General features: G+C 35.7%; 17 protein-coding genes. 8 read left to right on the top strand and 9 right to left on the bottom strand.

What is annotated here, in order from left to right:
• From K4G57_RS04330 to K4G57_RS04320, 3 genes are all read right to left on the bottom strand, one after another.
• A partial coding sequence (locus K4G57_RS04330; protein ID WP_221561808.1) for a GTP 3',8-cyclase MoaA family protein occupies positions 1 to 223 on the bottom strand: 223 nt, incomplete at its 3' end.
• Positions 224 to 241: 18 nt separating this feature from the next.
• Positions 242 to 1,564 (bottom strand): CDP-glycerol glycerophosphotransferase family protein, encoded by a 1,323-nt coding sequence (locus tag K4G57_RS04325; RefSeq protein ID WP_221531810.1) that lies wholly within the window; start codon positions 1,562 to 1,564, stop codon positions 242 to 244.
• Positions 1,564 to 3,642 carry a glycosyltransferase family protein gene (locus K4G57_RS04320; RefSeq protein ID WP_221531811.1) on the bottom strand — a complete coding sequence of 693 codons (2,079 nt, stop codon included), beginning with the start codon at positions 3,640 to 3,642 and terminating at the stop codon, positions 1,564 to 1,566. The genes K4G57_RS04325 and K4G57_RS04320 overlap by 1 nt, the downstream gene beginning before the upstream one ends.
• A gap of 181 nt (positions 3,643 to 3,823) precedes the next feature.
• Here K4G57_RS04320 and K4G57_RS04315 point away from each other — a divergent pair, with 181 nt between their 5' ends.
• From K4G57_RS04315 to K4G57_RS04290, 6 genes are all read left to right on the top strand, one after another.
• Positions 3,824 to 5,371, top strand: coding sequence for a flagellin B (locus K4G57_RS04315; RefSeq protein ID WP_221531812.1), 1,548 nt, complete (start codon positions 3,824 to 3,826; stop codon positions 5,369 to 5,371).
• A gap of 65 nt (positions 5,372 to 5,436) precedes the next feature.
• Positions 5,437 to 7,428, top strand: a complete 1,992-nt coding sequence (locus K4G57_RS04310) for a motility associated factor glycosyltransferase family protein (protein WP_221531813.1) — start codon at positions 5,437 to 5,439, stop codon at positions 7,426 to 7,428.
• Complete coding sequence (locus K4G57_RS04305) at positions 7,425 to 7,922, top strand: CDP-glycerol glycerophosphotransferase family protein (protein WP_221561807.1); 498 nt, start codon at positions 7,425 to 7,427, stop codon at positions 7,920 to 7,922. The genes K4G57_RS04310 and K4G57_RS04305 overlap by 4 nt, the downstream gene beginning before the upstream one ends.
• On the top strand, positions 7,919 to 9,034 hold the full coding sequence (locus K4G57_RS04300) for a CDP-glycerol glycerophosphotransferase family protein (RefSeq protein WP_221531816.1): 1,116 nt from the start codon (positions 7,919 to 7,921) through the stop codon (positions 9,032 to 9,034). Before K4G57_RS04305 ends, K4G57_RS04300 begins: the two co-directional genes overlap by 4 nt.
• Positions 9,031 to 10,509 (top strand): sugar phosphate nucleotidyltransferase, encoded by a 1,479-nt coding sequence (locus K4G57_RS04295; protein ID WP_221531817.1) that lies wholly within the window; start codon positions 9,031 to 9,033, stop codon positions 10,507 to 10,509. Before K4G57_RS04300 ends, K4G57_RS04295 begins: the two co-directional genes overlap by 4 nt.
• A complete protein-coding gene (locus K4G57_RS04290) occupies positions 10,497 to 11,369 on the top strand; it encodes a DMT family transporter (RefSeq protein ID WP_221531818.1) in 873 nt (290 codons plus the stop codon). The genes K4G57_RS04295 and K4G57_RS04290 overlap by 13 nt, the downstream gene beginning before the upstream one ends.
• On the opposite strand, the gene K4G57_RS04285 is transcribed toward K4G57_RS04290, so the two are convergent.
• From K4G57_RS04285 to K4G57_RS04260, 6 genes are all read right to left on the bottom strand, one after another.
• Positions 11,366 to 12,316 carry a Ppx/GppA phosphatase family protein gene (locus K4G57_RS04285; protein WP_221531819.1) on the bottom strand — a complete coding sequence of 317 codons (951 nt, stop codon included), beginning with the start codon at positions 12,314 to 12,316 and terminating at the stop codon, positions 11,366 to 11,368. The genes K4G57_RS04290 and K4G57_RS04285 overlap by 4 nt on opposite strands.
• Positions 12,316 to 13,575 (bottom strand): ATP-binding protein, encoded by a 1,260-nt coding sequence (locus K4G57_RS04280; protein ID WP_236033195.1) that lies wholly within the window; start codon positions 13,573 to 13,575, stop codon positions 12,316 to 12,318. Before K4G57_RS04280 ends, K4G57_RS04285 begins: the two co-directional genes overlap by 1 nt.
• The gene (locus tag K4G57_RS04275) at positions 13,566 to 14,234 is read right to left on the bottom strand and encodes a response regulator transcription factor (protein WP_221531820.1); all 669 of its coding nucleotides are present in this window, start codon (positions 14,232 to 14,234) and stop codon (positions 13,566 to 13,568) included. The genes K4G57_RS04280 and K4G57_RS04275 overlap by 10 nt, the downstream gene beginning before the upstream one ends.
• Before the next feature lie 29 nt (positions 14,235 to 14,263).
• On the bottom strand, positions 14,264 to 14,611 hold the full coding sequence (locus K4G57_RS04270; protein ID WP_221531821.1) for a hypothetical protein: 348 nt from the start codon (positions 14,609 to 14,611) through the stop codon (positions 14,264 to 14,266).
• A 61-nt stretch (positions 14,612 to 14,672) separates the two neighbouring features.
• Entirely contained in the window at positions 14,673 to 15,506 is an 834-nt protein-coding gene (locus K4G57_RS04265; protein ID WP_221531822.1) for a DNA-methyltransferase, read from the bottom strand.
• Between the two features lie 81 nt (positions 15,507 to 15,587).
• A complete protein-coding gene (locus K4G57_RS04260; RefSeq protein ID WP_236033196.1) occupies positions 15,588 to 15,890 on the bottom strand; it encodes a hypothetical protein in 303 nt (100 codons plus the stop codon).
• A gap of 154 nt (positions 15,891 to 16,044) precedes the next feature.
• Between K4G57_RS04260 and K4G57_RS04255 the strand changes: the two genes are divergently transcribed.
• On the top strand, positions 16,045 to 17,142 hold the full coding sequence (locus K4G57_RS04255) for a flagellar basal body P-ring protein FlgI (protein ID WP_221531823.1): 1,098 nt from the start codon (positions 16,045 to 16,047) through the stop codon (positions 17,140 to 17,142).
• A gap of 10 nt (positions 17,143 to 17,152) precedes the next feature.
• Positions 17,153 to 17,476, top strand: coding sequence for a rod-binding protein (locus tag K4G57_RS04250; RefSeq protein WP_221531824.1), 324 nt, complete (start codon positions 17,153 to 17,155; stop codon positions 17,474 to 17,476).
• The last annotated feature ends 1 nt before the right edge of the window (position 17,477 follow it).

The raw sequence follows: 17,477 nt of genomic DNA, 5'->3' as shown, positions 1-17,477 counted from the left end.
TCCAATTTTTATAAGTAAAGAATTCTCCATTTGGAGTAAAGTCAATAGTCTTTACTCCATAATCTTTTGCTTTTTGTAGAATTGTTTCAATTTCTTTTAAGGACATGTCTTTGCGCAACTCGGGTCTTTTCTTAAAATACTCTTCCTTATGTTTTTCTCCATGAAAATGGCACATTCCGCAAGTATAATTGCAACCACTTGTTACTTGTATTTGTAGATTCATTATGTAGTCCTTGATTCTTTATTTAAGCAATGTTTGTATGAATTCTAATGTCTTTTCTCTACTATCATAGAAATGAAAACATTCCTCTTCTCTATATTTTTGAATAGTGCTTCTAAATTCTTCCGTAGATTCTGGAAGCGTATGGATAACTTGCAAGACTTCAGGGACACTAGAGCATAATACATGTAATCTTGGGTCAAAATAATGTTCCTCCCCTATTTTTTTAGTCCAATACTTTTCTTTGTCATCTGTCCATACAATGCAACGTTTTGCAGTTACCAAAGGATAGGTATAACCAACAGAGCTAGAATCTGTAATCAAACAAATGCTTCTAGCAAAAATTTCATTTCTACTCTTAAAGTCGCTTTCCTGCAAGAAATTAGTATGATATGCAAACAAAGGAAGAAAATCTTTCTTAATTTGCTCTCCAAAAATAGGGTGTGCCATAACAAAAACTTTTTTTTGCGCGTCTAAAAGCCCTTGAACTAATTGTTTTTTCCAATCCTCTAAGGTTAAAAAAGAAAAGCCTATCACAACGACTTCTTCCTCAAAATTTCCATTTTCTTTAAGAAAAACGTTGTAATTCTTAAAAGTTTGTGTGAGATTCAAATACCCTAAATCTACTGCCCTATTCTCCAAGCCACATTGTTTAAAAAAATCTTCATAACCCCTTCTAATCTTTTTTCCTCCACAAGCCACATAATTATTTCTCTTAGCCGCATAACTAAAAAATTTTATATCTGATTCTGTATAGTCTGCAAAGGGATAATGCAATGTCCCTTGATACCCATGTGTCAAATCTAGGCTTGTAACATTTAAATTTGTGGGTTCTCCGCAGGTATCAATGATTAAATCTATGCTATCTATTTCTTCTAAAAGGGCATCTGTTGCAAAAGTGCGCAAATACTTGCTATCTATTCCCTCATATAATTCCCTAGTTCCAGCGATATAGACTAATTCATAACCAAACTTTTCTAAATCTTTATCAATGCCATAAAAATTCTTAACAATCATCTCATGTTGTAAGACAATTCCTATTGCTTTTTTGCTCCTATTTCTTCTCTTTTTGATATATGTATTAATCTTCTTGCCAATCCATTCTATGCCATTGATAAAATTATCAATTTTTTGTTCTTTCAACCGATTGCATAACCTCTCATAATTCCATTTACTCGCAATTAAAATCACATCATCATTTTTAATGTTTTGACATAAAAATTCAAAATTATGCTCTCTAGAACTATCATCAATCAAAACACACGCACTCTCTGGCTCAAAAATACTTAAAAATTCAAAAATTGCTTTCCCATTAGTGCCTGCGGGATAAATATAATATTGCATCAATCAACTCCTTTAAAAAGGGGTTCAATTCCTTTTAGCGCGAAATAACTCTCTGTTGCTATATAAACTTTATTAATAGCCCTCATATAAGAAAGAATTTCTTCATCTTTACAGAGTTTCAAACACTTTTCTAATCCCTCTTTATAGCCTAGTATCGTATCAGGCTGAATCATATCATTAACCCCTTCTAAAATGAATTGATACATAAAATCCGGATCATTTCCATTTTCTAAAAAGAGCCTCCTAATAGTTGCGCCCTTTTCTCCACTCCAATATTCTCTCACCCTTCCCCTGCGCTCTTCTATGGAAGGTATCTTAGTCATACTTAACCCTTTGCTTTTCACAGCAAATTCACTCAAACTCTCTCCTTGCTCTAAAGGAAATGTATTGCAAAATATATTAATAATGTGTCCATAAATATGCGCATCTACAAATCCGGGCATAAAAAAACGTTCAGAGATTCCAAGTTTTTCTACCTTTTCCCTAATCACAGGCGCATTGCCATTTCCAGCAGCAATAAAAATCGTATTTGTATGCTTTTGCATAACCTCTGCAATACATTCTAAATACGCATCGCTATCTACTTTTACCAAACGTCCAATCACCCCAAGAACCACCGTATCTTCACTAATAGGATATTTCGCCCTCTCTGCTTCTATTGCCTCTTTAGGACGTGGCGGATTATAAAACTTCTCTTTATCCATAGAGACATAAAAACTTGCAAACGTATAAGGAGAATCCGAAGGGGGAGAATGGCTTATCCTTGCATCAATCCCAACAATAGCATACCTCCCATTTCCATGACTCCAAAAAATCTGTTTTGGCGCACTTCTTGTAGCAAAAAGAAAATCGCTACAATCAATTGTCCCTGTGGAGATTAAAATATCAATCTCCTCGCTTAAAATAGAATTTCTAAGGGCTAAAGCTTTTTGTAAATGCGAAACATAATAACTCTTCTCATGCACCATTTTATACGCAGGACTAAAGACAGATGCCCCAGCTTGCACAAAATCTTGCATTACTTGCAAATTATCATCACTTTTTTGAATATATGCCATAGAATACACAATAATTTCGTATTTCTCTGCGAACTCTTTATCTTGCAACAACTTCTTACAAAAGGAATACTCCACCTTATAGGGAGAATTTTCTACAATTCTATCTTTTAAGATTCCAATTTTTATTTTGCGCCCATTGCTTGAATCTATCTTATCCTTGCATTTTGGAAGTGTTTTTCCGTATTCCACATAATAAGTCTCCATAAGCTTGACAACTTTATCATTATATTCTTGCCAATCCTCTTGCGTCTGTGCAGAATTTCCAAATTTATGATAAATATAGAAGCTTACATACATTGCTACATCTAAGTTTCCTTGCTTTAACAAGCGCTCTAACACTTCTAGCCAAGTTGAAAAATTTTCTCTCCATTTTAAGTTGTTAAAATAGTGTGGCACATTCCAAAAAATGTGCATACCCCATAGGAATACCGACTTCTTATCATCATCTTCTAGCTCCCAATAATACGCACTCTTAAGCGCATTTCTCTGGATCTCCAAAACCCACTCAATAGGAAAGGCATAATAGGTGATAAATGCACCCACAAAAGTATCTAAATCTGCAATATAATTCTCACGCAAACTTAGATAAATCACATGGGATAAAAAGAATTGCACCGCCCTTTCACTCTCTCCACCAAGCAAAAGCGCAACACAAGCACAATCAATAAATAATAACCGCTCATAGTAAGAAATTTCAGTGTTTTTCACATATGCTAAACACAAATCCGCATAGTTTTGGAATCGCAAATCCCTTAAAGCCTCTACCCCGTCTTTTTTCTCAAGGCTTTTAAAGATTCCATACGCCCACAAAAAATCTCTATCTGGAACATCACCTTTTGTAAAGATAATCTCTAAAGCTTTCTCTCTAATTAGCCCTATAATCTCCCTAGCCTCTGCTATACTTAACCCCTCTTGCCACTCCTGACCAAAAGCCCTAACTAACGTCATAACTGCATTAATTTCTTGCTTGTTTTGCACAACTCTTAAGCGCTCTATAATTTCTTGTGTTTGAAACTGCATTGCTATTCTTTCAATGATTTTATTAGTCTTAAATATCGGCGGAATCCTATCAAAACTTAAATTAAAACAAACAAAAAATTAAAAATAGCCTATTTTGCGGGATTTTAATTAAGGGATTCAAAAAGTGGAATACCTTTTGCTTTATACCCTGCAAATTCAATTTTATTGCAAAGGATGCATAATGAGTTATAGGATATACACCAATGTTAATGCGTTAAATGCACATACTTCAGGAATTGTGAATAACCGCAATATGTCAAATGCACTTGAGAAACTAAGCTCAGGACTTAGAATCAATAAAGCAGCAGATGATGCCTCTGGTATGGCAATCGCAGATAGTTTGCGCTCTCAAGCAGCAGCACTAGGACAAGCAACAAGAAATGCTAATGATGCAATTGGTATCATTCAAACTGCTGATAAAGCAATGGATGAGCAAATTAAAATCTTAGATACCATTAAAACAAAAGCAACACAAGCAGCGCAAGATGGTCAAACAACAGTTACGAGAAACGCCTTACAAAGCGATATTTTACGTCTTATGGAAGAGCTTGATAATATTGCAAACACTACAAGCTTCAATGGTCAGCAAATGCTCTCTGGTGCTTTCACAAATAAAGAATTTCAAATTGGTGCATATTCTAACACTACGGTAAAAGCATCAATCCAACCTACAAACTCTCACAAAATCGGACATGTGCGCTATGAAACAGGAGGGGATTTAGTTGCAAGTGCGGGTGCTACAAACTTAGGTGAAGTTACACTTAAATTCCTAAATACAGATGGGACAAATAATTACGCCATTGAATCTGTAAAAATCTCCACTTCTGCTGGAACAGGGATTGGGGCGTTAGCAGAAGCAATCAATAAAAACTCTGATACATTAGGAGTGCGTGCAACTTATAACGTTATGGGGCAAGGAGGTGAGCCTATTGCATCAGGAACTATCCGCGGATTAGTTATCAATGGAATCGCAATTGGTGATATTAATGATGTGCAAAAGAATGATTATGACGGAAGATTGATTAATGCAATCAACGCACAAAAAGAGCGCACAGGTGTGCAAGCTTCACTTAGTATTTCTGGAGCCTTGCAACTTACAAGTTCAGATGGACGTGCAATTGCTATTAGTGTTACAAGTGGTTCATCAGTAATGGGTGGGGGTTCATTTGTTGGTGTTTCAGGAGCGACACATGCAATTGTTGGACGCTTAACACTCATTCGCCTAAATGCTAGAGACATTTTAGTCTCTGGAACAAACTTCTCACAAGTTGGTTTGCACTCTGCAGGAGCTTTCCAAGCTGGAACAGGACTTGCACAATATACAGTTAATCTAAGAAGTGTCAATGGAGAATTTGGTTCAAACATCGCATCTGCTATTGGTGCAAATGCAAACGGAGCTGTTGCCGCAGTTAATGCTAATGGAATTGGGGCTGGTGTTACAAGCTTAGAGGGTGCAATGGCTGTTATGGATATGGCACAATCTGCACAAGAGCATTTAGATAGAATCCGTGCAGATTTAGGTTCTGTGCAACAACAACTTGTTGCGACAATCAATAACATCACCGTTACACAAGTTAATGTTAAATCCGCAGAATCTCAAATCCGTGATACAGACTTCGCAGAAGAATCTGCAACATTCTCTAAGACAAACATTCTTGCACAATCTGGAAGCTTTGCTATGGCACAAGCTAACCAAGTGCAACAAAACATTCTTAAGCTTCTTCAATAGTCTAAAGCCCTTTTTTAGGGTTTTTTACTTAAAATAACTCGCAATCGCATTACTCAAGGATTATTATGCAAAACCAAGAATCCCTAAACCCTCGCTTTGATAAAAATATAGAAGCTCTCTTAAAAGTCAATCCCTTACTTGCCGCACAGCTTAAAACATTAGAGGTGAATCAAAAATACGAAGTCTATATCGGTAAAGACCCTCTAAATATTAATATTTACGATAAGAAAAATAAAGTTTCTCTCTACCAAAAAAGTCCTTTAGAGGAGACAACGGATAAAATTAAAGAATTTGAACCCTTTAAACTCCACCCATTTTTTTACTTTTTTGGTTGTGGCAATGGTGTCTTTTATAGAATCTTACTTAATCAAAATAAAAACATTAAAAAACTCTTTATCTTTGAACCAGAATTAGAGTTAATTTATATTGCATTGAGTTTTGCGGATTTTTCCGAAGAAATCTTAAGCCAAAAACTTTTAATTTTTTGGACACGTACAACAAATTTTGGGGAGCTTGATGAATTCTTGGTAACAGATGGGCAGTGGATTTATTCACGCATTTATAATCTTCACTTGCTAAATAGCTATTATGGGCGCTACTCTGAAGAATGCTTAAAAATCAATGGAATCCTAACGCGCAGCTTAGAACACCATGTGATTGCTGTCGGAAATGATTCCACAGATGCGCTAATTGGGCTAGAACACCATTTGCAAAATCTTCCAGAAATGATTACCACGCCCTCTATGCTAAATCTTATTGAAAATGCAAAGACAACAAGCACCGCTGTGATTGTCTCCACAGGACCATCTTTATATAAGCAACTCCCACTCTTAAAAGAACATGCTGATAAAATCACGATTTTTAGCGTGGATGCAAGTTTCCCCATTCTTATTAAGCATGGCATTAAACCCGATATTGTCGTAACTTTAGAACGTGTAGAACTCACAGCGGATTTTTATCTAAAAACTCCGCAAGAAGCACAAAAAGGAATCATCTTTGCAATGACTAGTATTGTGCATAAAGCCACAACAGACGCAATTACACAAGGCACAAAAACCTTTAGTATGCGCCCATTTGGCTACACAAGATTTTTTAATTTAATAGAATATGGTTATGCAGGGATTGGTATGAGTGCTGCAAATATGGCGTATGAAATTATTGTGCATAGTAAATTTGAACGTTGTGTGTTTATTGGACAAGATTTAGCCTTTGGAAAAGATGGCAAAACGCATTCTAAAGATGCAATTTTTGGAGAACAAGAAGAGCAATACAAGCCCGCTACTAACACATTAGATAAAATCTTAGTCCCAGCTTATGGAGGAAAAGGTGTAGTAGAAACAAATAGAGTTTGGAATATGTTTTTAAATTTCTTTGAAAAAGACATTGCACAAACCCCCTACCCCATAGAAGCCATAAACTCCACAGAGGGAGGAGCTAGAATAGAAGGCACAAAAGAGATACCTTTTAAAGAAGTGTTAGAATCTCTACCAAAAATTACAAAAAAGCAAATCAAACTCACACCACCTACAACAACAGAAATCAAAAATTCTCAAAAACAGATTAAAACCAAGATTAAAGAATTTTTAGAATATGGTTATCAAACTAAAAAAATCGTAGAAGACACTTTTTTAAGAGTGGTTAAAATGACAGAAGAGCTAGAACGACTTAATCGCGAAAACAAACTAGAGAAAATTAACTTTAAAGAAATGGACAACATTTCAGATAAAATTGATTCCATAAAAGATCTTTTTAAAGAGGATATTTTCATTAAAGTCTTTTCAGATGCGGTGCAAAGCTATATTGTGCATCAAGAACTAGAATTTGCTAAAATTGTTGTGCGTCCTGTGCATTCCCTCATTGAAAAACAAGTCAAGCAAATTGACTGGCTTTATGCGCATAAGTTTTGGCTTTTCTCTCTTGCTGGTGGAATGGATGCAACCCTAGAAGTTGCAAAACGTGCAATTGCAAGTTGGTATGACGCAAAAGAACTCGCAGAGATTGAAGCAAAAATCGCTACAAATTTACAAGAAACACGAGAAACAAAGGAGAAAAAATGACCATTCTTTATGCGCCTTCTTTTAGAGAAGATTTTGATTTACTCCATGCAAATTGCCTCTGCACTTATGATATGCAAGTGCTAGAAATTCTTTTTGCTCTAAATAAGAAGAGGGGGGGGGATAATAGACTCCTTTACTTGCCTCACCCAAAAACTCCTGCAAGATACCACAAGGTTATTTTAGAGTCTCTAAATTACTGCTCCATTGCACAACTGCCAAACTTACAAGAGGCAAAAGAAGCAGATATTTTAATCACAGACACTTCTAATATTGCTTTACAATTTAGCCTCGCATTTTTAAAACCTAGTCTCCTTTATCTTCCTGCTTTTACAAGCATAGATTTTGGCAATGATAGACTTTATTGTATGCTCCAAAAAATAACCTTTATTGCAACTTCACTAAAAGAGCTAAAAGCTACACTAAACACACTAGAAAACACGAAAGATTCTAAGATTAAAGAAATTGCAGAATTTTTGCAAGGAGATTTACTATGACAGAAGAGGAAAAACTACTAGAGGAGTTTAATCAACTCTCTAAAACACATATTCAAAGATTCCTAAGTAAAGAGAAAAAAAATATTGCTGTGGTCTCCTACTACCCAACTTATCGCGCACAATTTGGAGATCTCATTGCAAAACTCAAAGAAAAATACAATGTCCTTACCATTGTAGATAGAATCTTAAATGACGATTTTGAAAAAAGCGGACACCATAATGTGCTTTTTCCTTGGAGAGTTATAGAAGAGGGAAAAACCTACTATCCTAATGTGGATATTGAAGAGATTGATTTAATTCTTACAGCAGATGAAGTGGGTTATCAAGATGGCAAGATTGATAGGGAATTTTTAAGCAAAAGCGCAAAACGCATTTACTTCCCTCATCGCTTAACTTGCGTATGCGGACTAATGGATTCTATGGATTACATTATTGTCCCATCAAAAACTGCTATGCAAGCTTTCAAATACCGCTTGAAAAATAAGGCAAAGATTAAACTTCTCCCAAGCGGATACCCACAGCTTGATAAAGCCTTAAAAGAATACCACTACACGCCCAAAAACACCATAACCTACGCTCCTACATTGCGCTATGTCCATCAAAGAAATGCACAAATTAACGCCTTTGCTGGAAGTGAAATCACTCTTTTAGAATGGCTTTTAGAAGAAACAGATTATAAGATTTCCTATCGCGCCCACCCATTTAATTATAGCTCTGACCACTATTTCTACCGCTTAATTAATGCGAGTTTTGCAAATGAGGAGCGCATTAGTATTGATGCAAATGCAGGAAATGCTTTTTTTAACTACACAGATTTTCTCTTAACAGATTGGAGCACAACGAGTTTTACCTATTCCTACACCACATTAAGACCTAGTTTTATGTTTATGCCAACTCCTTTGGATCCTAGCTTAGAAAATGATGGTGGCTACATTTTACAAGGGCATTGCGCAAAGAATCTCAAAGAACTTAAAGCATTCCTAAAAACCATAGACTTTGCCAAAGAGAGAGAATATTTCAAAGCCCTGCGCAATGAAAATGTTTATCATCTTGGAGATTCTATTGAAGCAATTTTGCAAAATATTGAAGAGATTTTAGAGGGGAGACTTTGAGAGCCATTATTTTATGTGCAGGCAAAGGAACGCGCTTGCAACCCTTAACGCTCAATAAGCCTAAGCCTCTTTTAGAAATTAAAGGCAAGAGCTTATTAGAAAATGCAATTTTGCATTTAAGAAAATGTGGGGTAGAAGAGATTATTGTTGTTACTGGCTATAAACACTCTCTTTTTGACCCATTAGCAGAAAAGTTAAAATTTCAAAAAGTAGTGTTTGAACATTATGCTTCTACAAACTCCGCTGCTTCTTTAAAATATGTGCAAAACAAAATTACAAAAGGCACATTTATTTTAAATGGGGATTTGTTTTTAACAAGCGCATTTCAAGATTCCTTAGAGACACAAATCAAATGGGGTGTTTCACAATTTTTAGCACAAAAAATCCTCCATGAGAATCCTTCTTGGGGATACATTACAGATGAGAATTGCAAACTCTTAGATATTGATACAAACGCAACAAATGGTTATGGAGATGGAATCGCATTTTTTGACAACGCGCAGGATTTAAGCATCATAAAAGATGCCCTTGCAAAATGCGAGGATACAGAGTATTGGGAGGCATGCATTTTAAAATCTATGGATAAAATTGACTTTTATATCTTTGGTTTAGATTCCTTATACATTGAAATTGATTCTTTCAATGACGCACTCATCTCTAAGCTTATCACCCCAGAAGAAATTGCTAAACAATGCGCTGATGATAATATCGCCAAAAGACTCTTTAGCGTTACAAACATTAACTATAAAATCAAGTTTTTAGGCGAAGATAAGGTTATTAGGATTCCGCGCACCCACAGAGATGTAATCATTAACACCAAGTTAGAGCAGAAAATCACCAAATTCTTAGGAGAGCATATCACCCCACAAGCAGAATTTTACCCTAGCGATATTAAGCTTACGACTTACTTGCAAGGTTACCAACCCTTAAAAAAAGAGCAACTTAACTTTACAATCTTAGAAAAAATTGTCAATGCGATTAAAACACTGCATAGCTTTAAGCACAAAGATTATTCTAGCTTTCCAAAAATCCTTTTAAGCAATGAGATTAAAAACTACGAATCCTTAGTTAAAATTCCACTCCTAAGCAAACAAGAGCATAAATACATTTCTCAAATCGTAAAGGAAGCGGATTTAAAAGAGTTTGTACTCTGCCATAGAGACTTACAGCTACCAAATATTCTTTATAACGCGCAAGATTCTAAAATCCAATTAATTGATTTTGAATTTGCAGGATTTTGCACGCCTATTTGGGAGATGGGCAATCTAGCAGGTGAGCTTGAGCTAAACAGAGAGCAAATCTGTAATCTCCTAACCCTCTATCCCCATATCACCTACAAAGAGATTCTACAAGGCAAACTTATTTCTAGCTATGTTTGGGCGTTATGGAGTTGGTATTATGATTGTATCACTTTAGGAAGAGAATACCTTATGCGCCTACACTACACCCTAAAAGAACTCCAATGCAATTTATAGGGCATTTTCTGGCTTTTGCTAGTGTGTTTTTATGGTCTAGTCTTTATGTTTGCGTTAAGATTCTTTTAGAAGTTTTTACTCCTCTTGAGCTTTTGTTTTTGCAATTTATTATTGGCTATTGCTTTTTACTCCTTATATGTCCAAGATTCTTAAAATCCACTCCCAAAGAAGAACTTTATTTTATTCTAGCTGGACTTAGCGGGATCACAATTTACAACCTCTTTTTAAATCTTGCAATGGACTATTCTAAAGCTTCAAATGTTAGTGTCATCATCGCAACTGCACCACTTTTTACTGCACTACTTGCAACTTTTTTAAAAATTGAGAAACTCTCCTCTGTCTTTTTTATAGCTTTTACGTTATGTATGGGAGGAATTGTGCTTTTAAGCTATGAAGAAGGGGGCTTTTCTTTGAATCCTTTAGGCGATGGATTTGCGCTTTTATCAGCACTTGGTTGGGCTACTTACTCACTCTTGATTCTTAAAATTATGCAAAAAACAAATCATCTTCTCCTAGTTACACGACGTATAATCTTTTATGGAATCTTAGGAATGCTCCCTAGCTTTTTATTTTTAGAATTTTCACCAAATTTAGAGCTTCTACTAGAGTTAAATACTGCTTTGAATCTACTCTTTTTATCGCTTTTTGCTTCGGGATTATGCTTTGTATTATGGAATCATGCAACACTGCTTATTGGTGCAGTCAAAACAAATGTTTATGTCTATTTAACCCCTATAATTACCATTATCACTGCTTTCTTTGTGTTAGGAGAGAAGCTCTCTATCTTAGCCCTTTTTGGCGCATTTTTAACACTTTTTGGAGTTATCCTAGCAGAATCAAAATTTTCAAAAAAACCCTAAGCTTTTAACAATCCAAGCACAGAAGCTATCACTGCTCCCTCCCTTAAACCCTCATCCATTACTAAACATTCCTCAAACCCTAAAGCCTCCATAAAGCAAGTAAATAACGCAATTCCAAAAGGCACAACATCAGCCTTATATTCTCCAACACATGCAATTTGCGATTCTTTATTTAAGGCTAAAAACTCCTGCAACATCGCATCAAAATCTGCCCTTACAAGCTCTTTGCCAAACACCAACCTAGCATCATACTTCTCTAACCCTAATTTAAAAGCGCACACAAGCGTTGGTGTTCCACTATTTGCTAGAAGAAATTTTGGTATTGCTCCTTTTATCTTGCAGGATTCCACAAACTCCACAATCGGCTTTAAAAACACATCTTTACATATTTTTAAATTCTCCACACTACAAAACCTATCCTTAGCACTTACAATCCCTATTTCAAAGCTTTTTGCAAATTCCACTCCTCCAAATTCTCCACACACAATAAACTCACTACTTGCCCCTCCCATATCCACCAATAAAAAGCAGTCTTTTTGGTATTTTTTCTGTATTTTTAATCGCTCTAGCGCGAGTTTTGGGGCTAAAGCAGTGATTTTTGCCTCTAAAAGCCCATCAATAATACGAAATCTAATTCCGCTTTTATGAAAAATCTCTTCAATAACTGCCTCACTATTGCGGGCTTTACGCATAGCTTGTGTTGTGAGTGCAACAACACTATCACCTTGCGTGATCCCTAAAACCCTTTTCATCTCTAACAAATGCTCCACAATGCGACAAACTGCCGACTTACAAATCTCTCCACTCTTTTCTAAACCCTCTGCTGTGCGCACTGTGGAATCGTATTCCTTTAAAGCCACAAATTCCTTTTTTTCTCCATTATTGCGCACCTCCATACGCACACCACGTAAGGAATTGCTACCTAAATCAATCCCAATAATCTCCATTAATTTCCTTTTTTGCATTCCCTATTAAACACCATGACAAAACAATGCACACCCTTTTCATAGGAATACTCTAACCTAAAATGATGTAACTCTAGCACACCCTTGATAATTCCAAGCCCAAGTCCATAGCCAGAAATTAGCTCATGTGCCTTATCGCGCGAAAAAGGCTCAAGATAAAATGCAATCTCTTGTTGCAGTGCTTCTCCATAATTTTTAACTGCGATTCTACACTCTCCATGACTCACATAAGCCCTTAGGACAATCTTTCTACCACTTTTATATTTAAAGGCATTATCAATCAGATTTTTTAAAGCAATAGATAAAAACTGCAAATCCCCATGAATTTTAAAATTTTCATCTAATACAATCTCTAAATTTTCTTCTTCTATAAAGAGTTTCTCAAAAGTCTTAATAAATAACGTCTCTACATCAAAATCTTCCAAAAAGAGCAAATCTTTACCCTCTTGAATTTTCTCAAAAGTTAGAATCTGGCTTGTTAAATTATCAAGGTTATAAATACATTTGCTAACTAGGTCTTTTTGAGGATTTTTGGGCATTAGCTCCAAAGCTAACTTTGCCTTAGAAATAGGTGTCTTTAACTCATGTCCAATATTTCTTAATACAAACTCTCTTGCTAACATTAGCTTAGAAATCCTTGCACACATTGTATTAAAACTCTCTGCTAATTTAGCTTGTTGTGGCTCTTTTGGCACAGGAATATGGATTTTATAATTCCCTTGTCCAAAGGCTTCTAAACCACTTTGCAAAACTTTTAAAGGATGTAAAAGAGCTAAAATCATAGAAAATGTCAAAAGCAATACCAAAAAGTCTAAAAATATCCAAATATTTAACCCGCCATTGTTTGCAAGCTCTATGCCAAAATCCCTAAACGCTACTAAATTCATGCCCAAATACTCAAGATGGAATCCATAATTTTGCTGCACCTTAAAAATCTGCATTGTCCCAAAGGTATTTTGGTTTTCTAACAAAACCTGCGCATTAGGTGGAATCTTTCTAATAATCTTAAAATGAAATTCTCTCACCACATTTTCTAATCGTCTTAAATCCCCATTCATTAGCTCCATTAAAGATTGCTGTGCAAAAAAAGCTGTTTGTTTTAAAATTGCTTCTTCATTTCTTTTTAAAGTATTCAAATTTGCAAGATAGGTAACAACTCCACCTATGCCAAGCGATAAAATAAAAAGCAAATAAATTTGAACATACAAAGGTGGAATCCAACGTCTTAAATTTAATCGCAAAACTTATACCCTATTCCCCAAACAGATTGAATATATTTAGGCGTTTTTGCATCATCTCCAAGTTTTGCGCGGAGATTCCTAATATGCGTATCAATGCTTCGTAATGACGAATCTGGAGCAATGCTTACAATTGCTTGTGATAAGGAGTTGCGCGAAAAAGGCTCACCCTTGTGCGTAAAAAGTAAATTTAAAATTTCAAATTCCGCTGGAGTGAGTTCAACAGCAAATCCTCCAACCTTAACCTTACGTTTTGTGTGGTCAATTTCTAAATCCTTATAGGTTGTGCATTGTGTTTGTGTATAGCGCTTTAAGAGTGCATTAATACGCGCAACAAGTTCTAAAGGCTCATAAGATTTTGCCAAATAATCATCTGCACCATTTTTAAATCCTAGCATTTTACTGCTAATATCCCCACGCGCAGAGGACATAATAATAGGAATATCACTTATCTCTCTAATCCTCTCACACAATTCTAAGCCATCCATTTGAGGTAACATAATATCAAGCACAGCTAAATGGAATCCTTTTTGTTGTCTAATCCACTCTAATGCCATGTTTGGATTATCCGTTGTGATGACCTCCATTCCGCTTTGTCGCAAATAATCTTGTAAAAGCCTTTGCATATCCAAATCATCTTCTACAATCAAAATCTTATACATTAGCTCCCTTCCTTAGTCCTTTTCAACACTCACTCATTAAGCTTTTCTATCAATTTTTCAGTCTGTTTTTCCCCTAAGATTCCAACTACTGCACGATAAAAAGCCACCTTTGCTAAAATGTATTGCTCACTCACTTCCTTTAACAATTCCACATATTGTGTAAGATTTGTTTCCTTTTGTTGCAAGGCAATTAGCATTTTATCCCTAATGCGATAATTATTTCGCATATATACACGTTTTTGCACGTAAAACTCCCCCACCGCTTCCCTTAACAAATCTTGTTTTGTTGCATCAAATTGCATTGTTTGCAAGACTTCAGCAATCTCTTTTGCACTCACTAATTGCACAATAAGACATAAAGATAGAATCCAACGCATAAATCCCCTCAAATGTAAATTATGCAATTTTACCTAAGTGCTTCTTAATTAAGAAGTAGAATTAATTTGTATTGGGATTAAACAAGGATGGGGTTGCTAAAAATCTATTTTTTGTTTTGCCTTTTTGTTTTTTCTCTTTAAAACTCTCTCTAACCTTATGGAGTTGCAATTCATTTTGCGCCTCTTGGATATAGTCTTCATAATTTGCAATTCTATGTTTTGCAAACTCTAAATAATTTTGAGAATTATCAATCCCTATAAATTCACAATTTAGAATCTTTGCGGCAATTCCACTTGTGCCACTCCCACAATAAGGATCAAGCACAACCCCACCCTTTTGATTTAAAATAGAAAAAATACAACGCAAGGGCAGAGCAAGTGGAAAAGGGGCTGGGTGAATATTGTTGTTTTCTGGACGTATACGCCAAATAGAGCTTAAAAGCGCGTGCCTGCTTTGTAGCTCTTCTCCAATTAAGTTTTTACCCTTTGGTTTTTGTAGCCAGTAAATTCTCTCTTCAACTTGCCAAAATCTCCAACCACGAATATTTGCGGCAATTCCCCTATCCCAGATAATCTCCTGTCTCAAATTCCATTGTGTTTTGCCTATCCATTCTAATGGATGAATCAATCTGCCTTTTTCCCAGCGGATTTTATGGTTGTAAAAAAAACTTCCCCCCTCTTTTATTGCCCTATACACTTCATTAAGCACTGCAATTTGATTTTTTTGATAATGTTCTTCATCTAATTTATCGCTAGTAGCATCATAAATCACATTTTTTACAAGCCAACCTTTTTTGTTTTCCTGCTTGTTATACGGAGGCGAAGTTACCCCCATATCCACACTATTGCTTTGTAATTTTTGCAATTCTTTTAGCGCATCTCCACACACTAACATACAAAATCCTTTAAAAACTCAAAAAGGCTTTTTTTCTAAAAATTGTCCCCCAAGTGTAATCGGTAAAATTCCCTCCACCATTTAACTTTTTTGCTGAATCAGAGCGGATATTTTTAGGTTTTGCCTCACAATTAATAGGCTTACCAAACCCATCTTGCCTAAAACCATTAAATCCAATTTTTCTGTATTGTGCATATATCCTGCAAGAGAGACGCTTAAAATCTCTCTAATTGTAGAGCTATTTTTATCATTAATATAAAGCGTTAGAAGTTCGCTTAATAACGCAATCAAAGTATCTTTTGATTGTCCAAGCAAATGTGTGTTAAAATTAACATGAGAGTCTAAAGCGTAAATTTTAATCAATTCTTGTAAATTTTGCGTCATTGATTTTACCTTTACTAGAAGTAAAAGTATTGTAGCTAAAATCCCTTAAAAATGCGTGAGTTTGACACAAGCTTAACAAAGGAATATTTGATAAAATTTTGGAATAGTTATTGCTTTAGTTTAAAAGATTTTAGCGAAATAAGGACATTACGCGATGAAAATAACAAAACTTTTAATGCTCTGTATTGCGTTTGCGCTCCCAGCATTTAGCGCAAAGGTGAGTGATTTAGCAAACATCGTAGGCGTACGTGATAACCAATTAATTGGTTATGGTTTGGTTGTGGGTTTAAACGGAACAGGAGACAAAACAACTTCAGCTTTTACAATGCAATCTATCTCAAATATGCTAGATAGTGTTAATGTAAAAGTTGATGCAAATGATATTAGTTCTAAAAATGTTGCTGCGGTTATGGTAACAGCGAAGCTCCCAGCTTTTGCAAGACAAGGGGATAAAATTGATATTTTAGTCTCAAGCATTGGCGATGCAAAATCTTTAGAGGGTGGAACACTGCTTTTAACGCCACTTAGTGGTTTAGATGGTAGAATCTATGCAGTCGCACAAGGCGCAGTAGGAATCGGAGGTAAAAGTGAGCGCGGAGGGAGTGCAAACCATCCACTAGCAGGAGTTTTGCCAAATGGCGCAACGGTAGAGAGAGAAGTTAGCTATGATTTATACAATAAAATCAACGCCACATTAAGCCTAAAAGAATCCAATTTTCAAAATGCAATCCGTATCCAAAGAAGCATCAATGCAGCCTTTGCACCACAAGCACAAAACGCAGAAAATACACAAGGGCAAACCACGCAAACTCCACCAGCTCCCATTGCAACAGCTATTGACCCACGCACAATCAAACTACAACGTCCACAAGACATGAGCATGGTGGAGTTTTTAGCACGTGTGCAAGAAATTGACATTGATGCAGTCAAAGAAGATAAAATCATTATCAATGAGCGCACAGGCACAATCATCGCAGGAATGAGCGTAGAAGTCTCTCCTATTGTTGTTACACACAATAACATTACAATTAAAGTTAGTAATGAAGCAATAACAGACCCAGAGGCTGTTAATATGGGAAGTGGAGCAACATTTAGCGCAGCAGAAGCTATGGTGAGTGCGCAAAATAATCCAACCATTTCAAGCGTAACACGTGCTTTGCAAAGAATGGGTGCGACACCAAAAGATATGATTGCGATTTTAGAAACAATGAAAAAAGCTGGTGCGTTTAACGCTGACTTAGAAATTATTTAAAGGAGAAACTATGCAAATTGATTTTAATGGAATTAGCGGATATTCTAAAGAATTGCTTGATGCAGTAAAATCCACACCAACTATCCAAAAAACAGATGATGACTCAAGACTTAGGGAGCAAACAGATGCGTTTGAAGCACTTCTTTTAAAGCAAATGTTGGATATTTCTTTAAAAATGGACGACACACTTTTTCCAAAAGCACCCGGTCATGATATTTATGAATCAATGTATCGCGACACACTATCAGAATCCCTAAGCGGAAGTTTTGGCTTTAGTGATTTACTCTTTGATTATCTCAAAGATTTACAAGGCAAACAAGGCATTAAAGGCTAAT

It is taken from the genome of Helicobacter turcicus, assembly GCF_019711685.1.
GTDB classification, from domain to species: Bacteria; Campylobacterota; Campylobacteria; order Campylobacterales; family Helicobacteraceae; genus Helicobacter_D; species Helicobacter_D turcicus.
The sequence above is the reverse complement of the archived record's forward strand: the minus strand, read 5'-3'. Positions and strand labels throughout refer to the sequence as shown.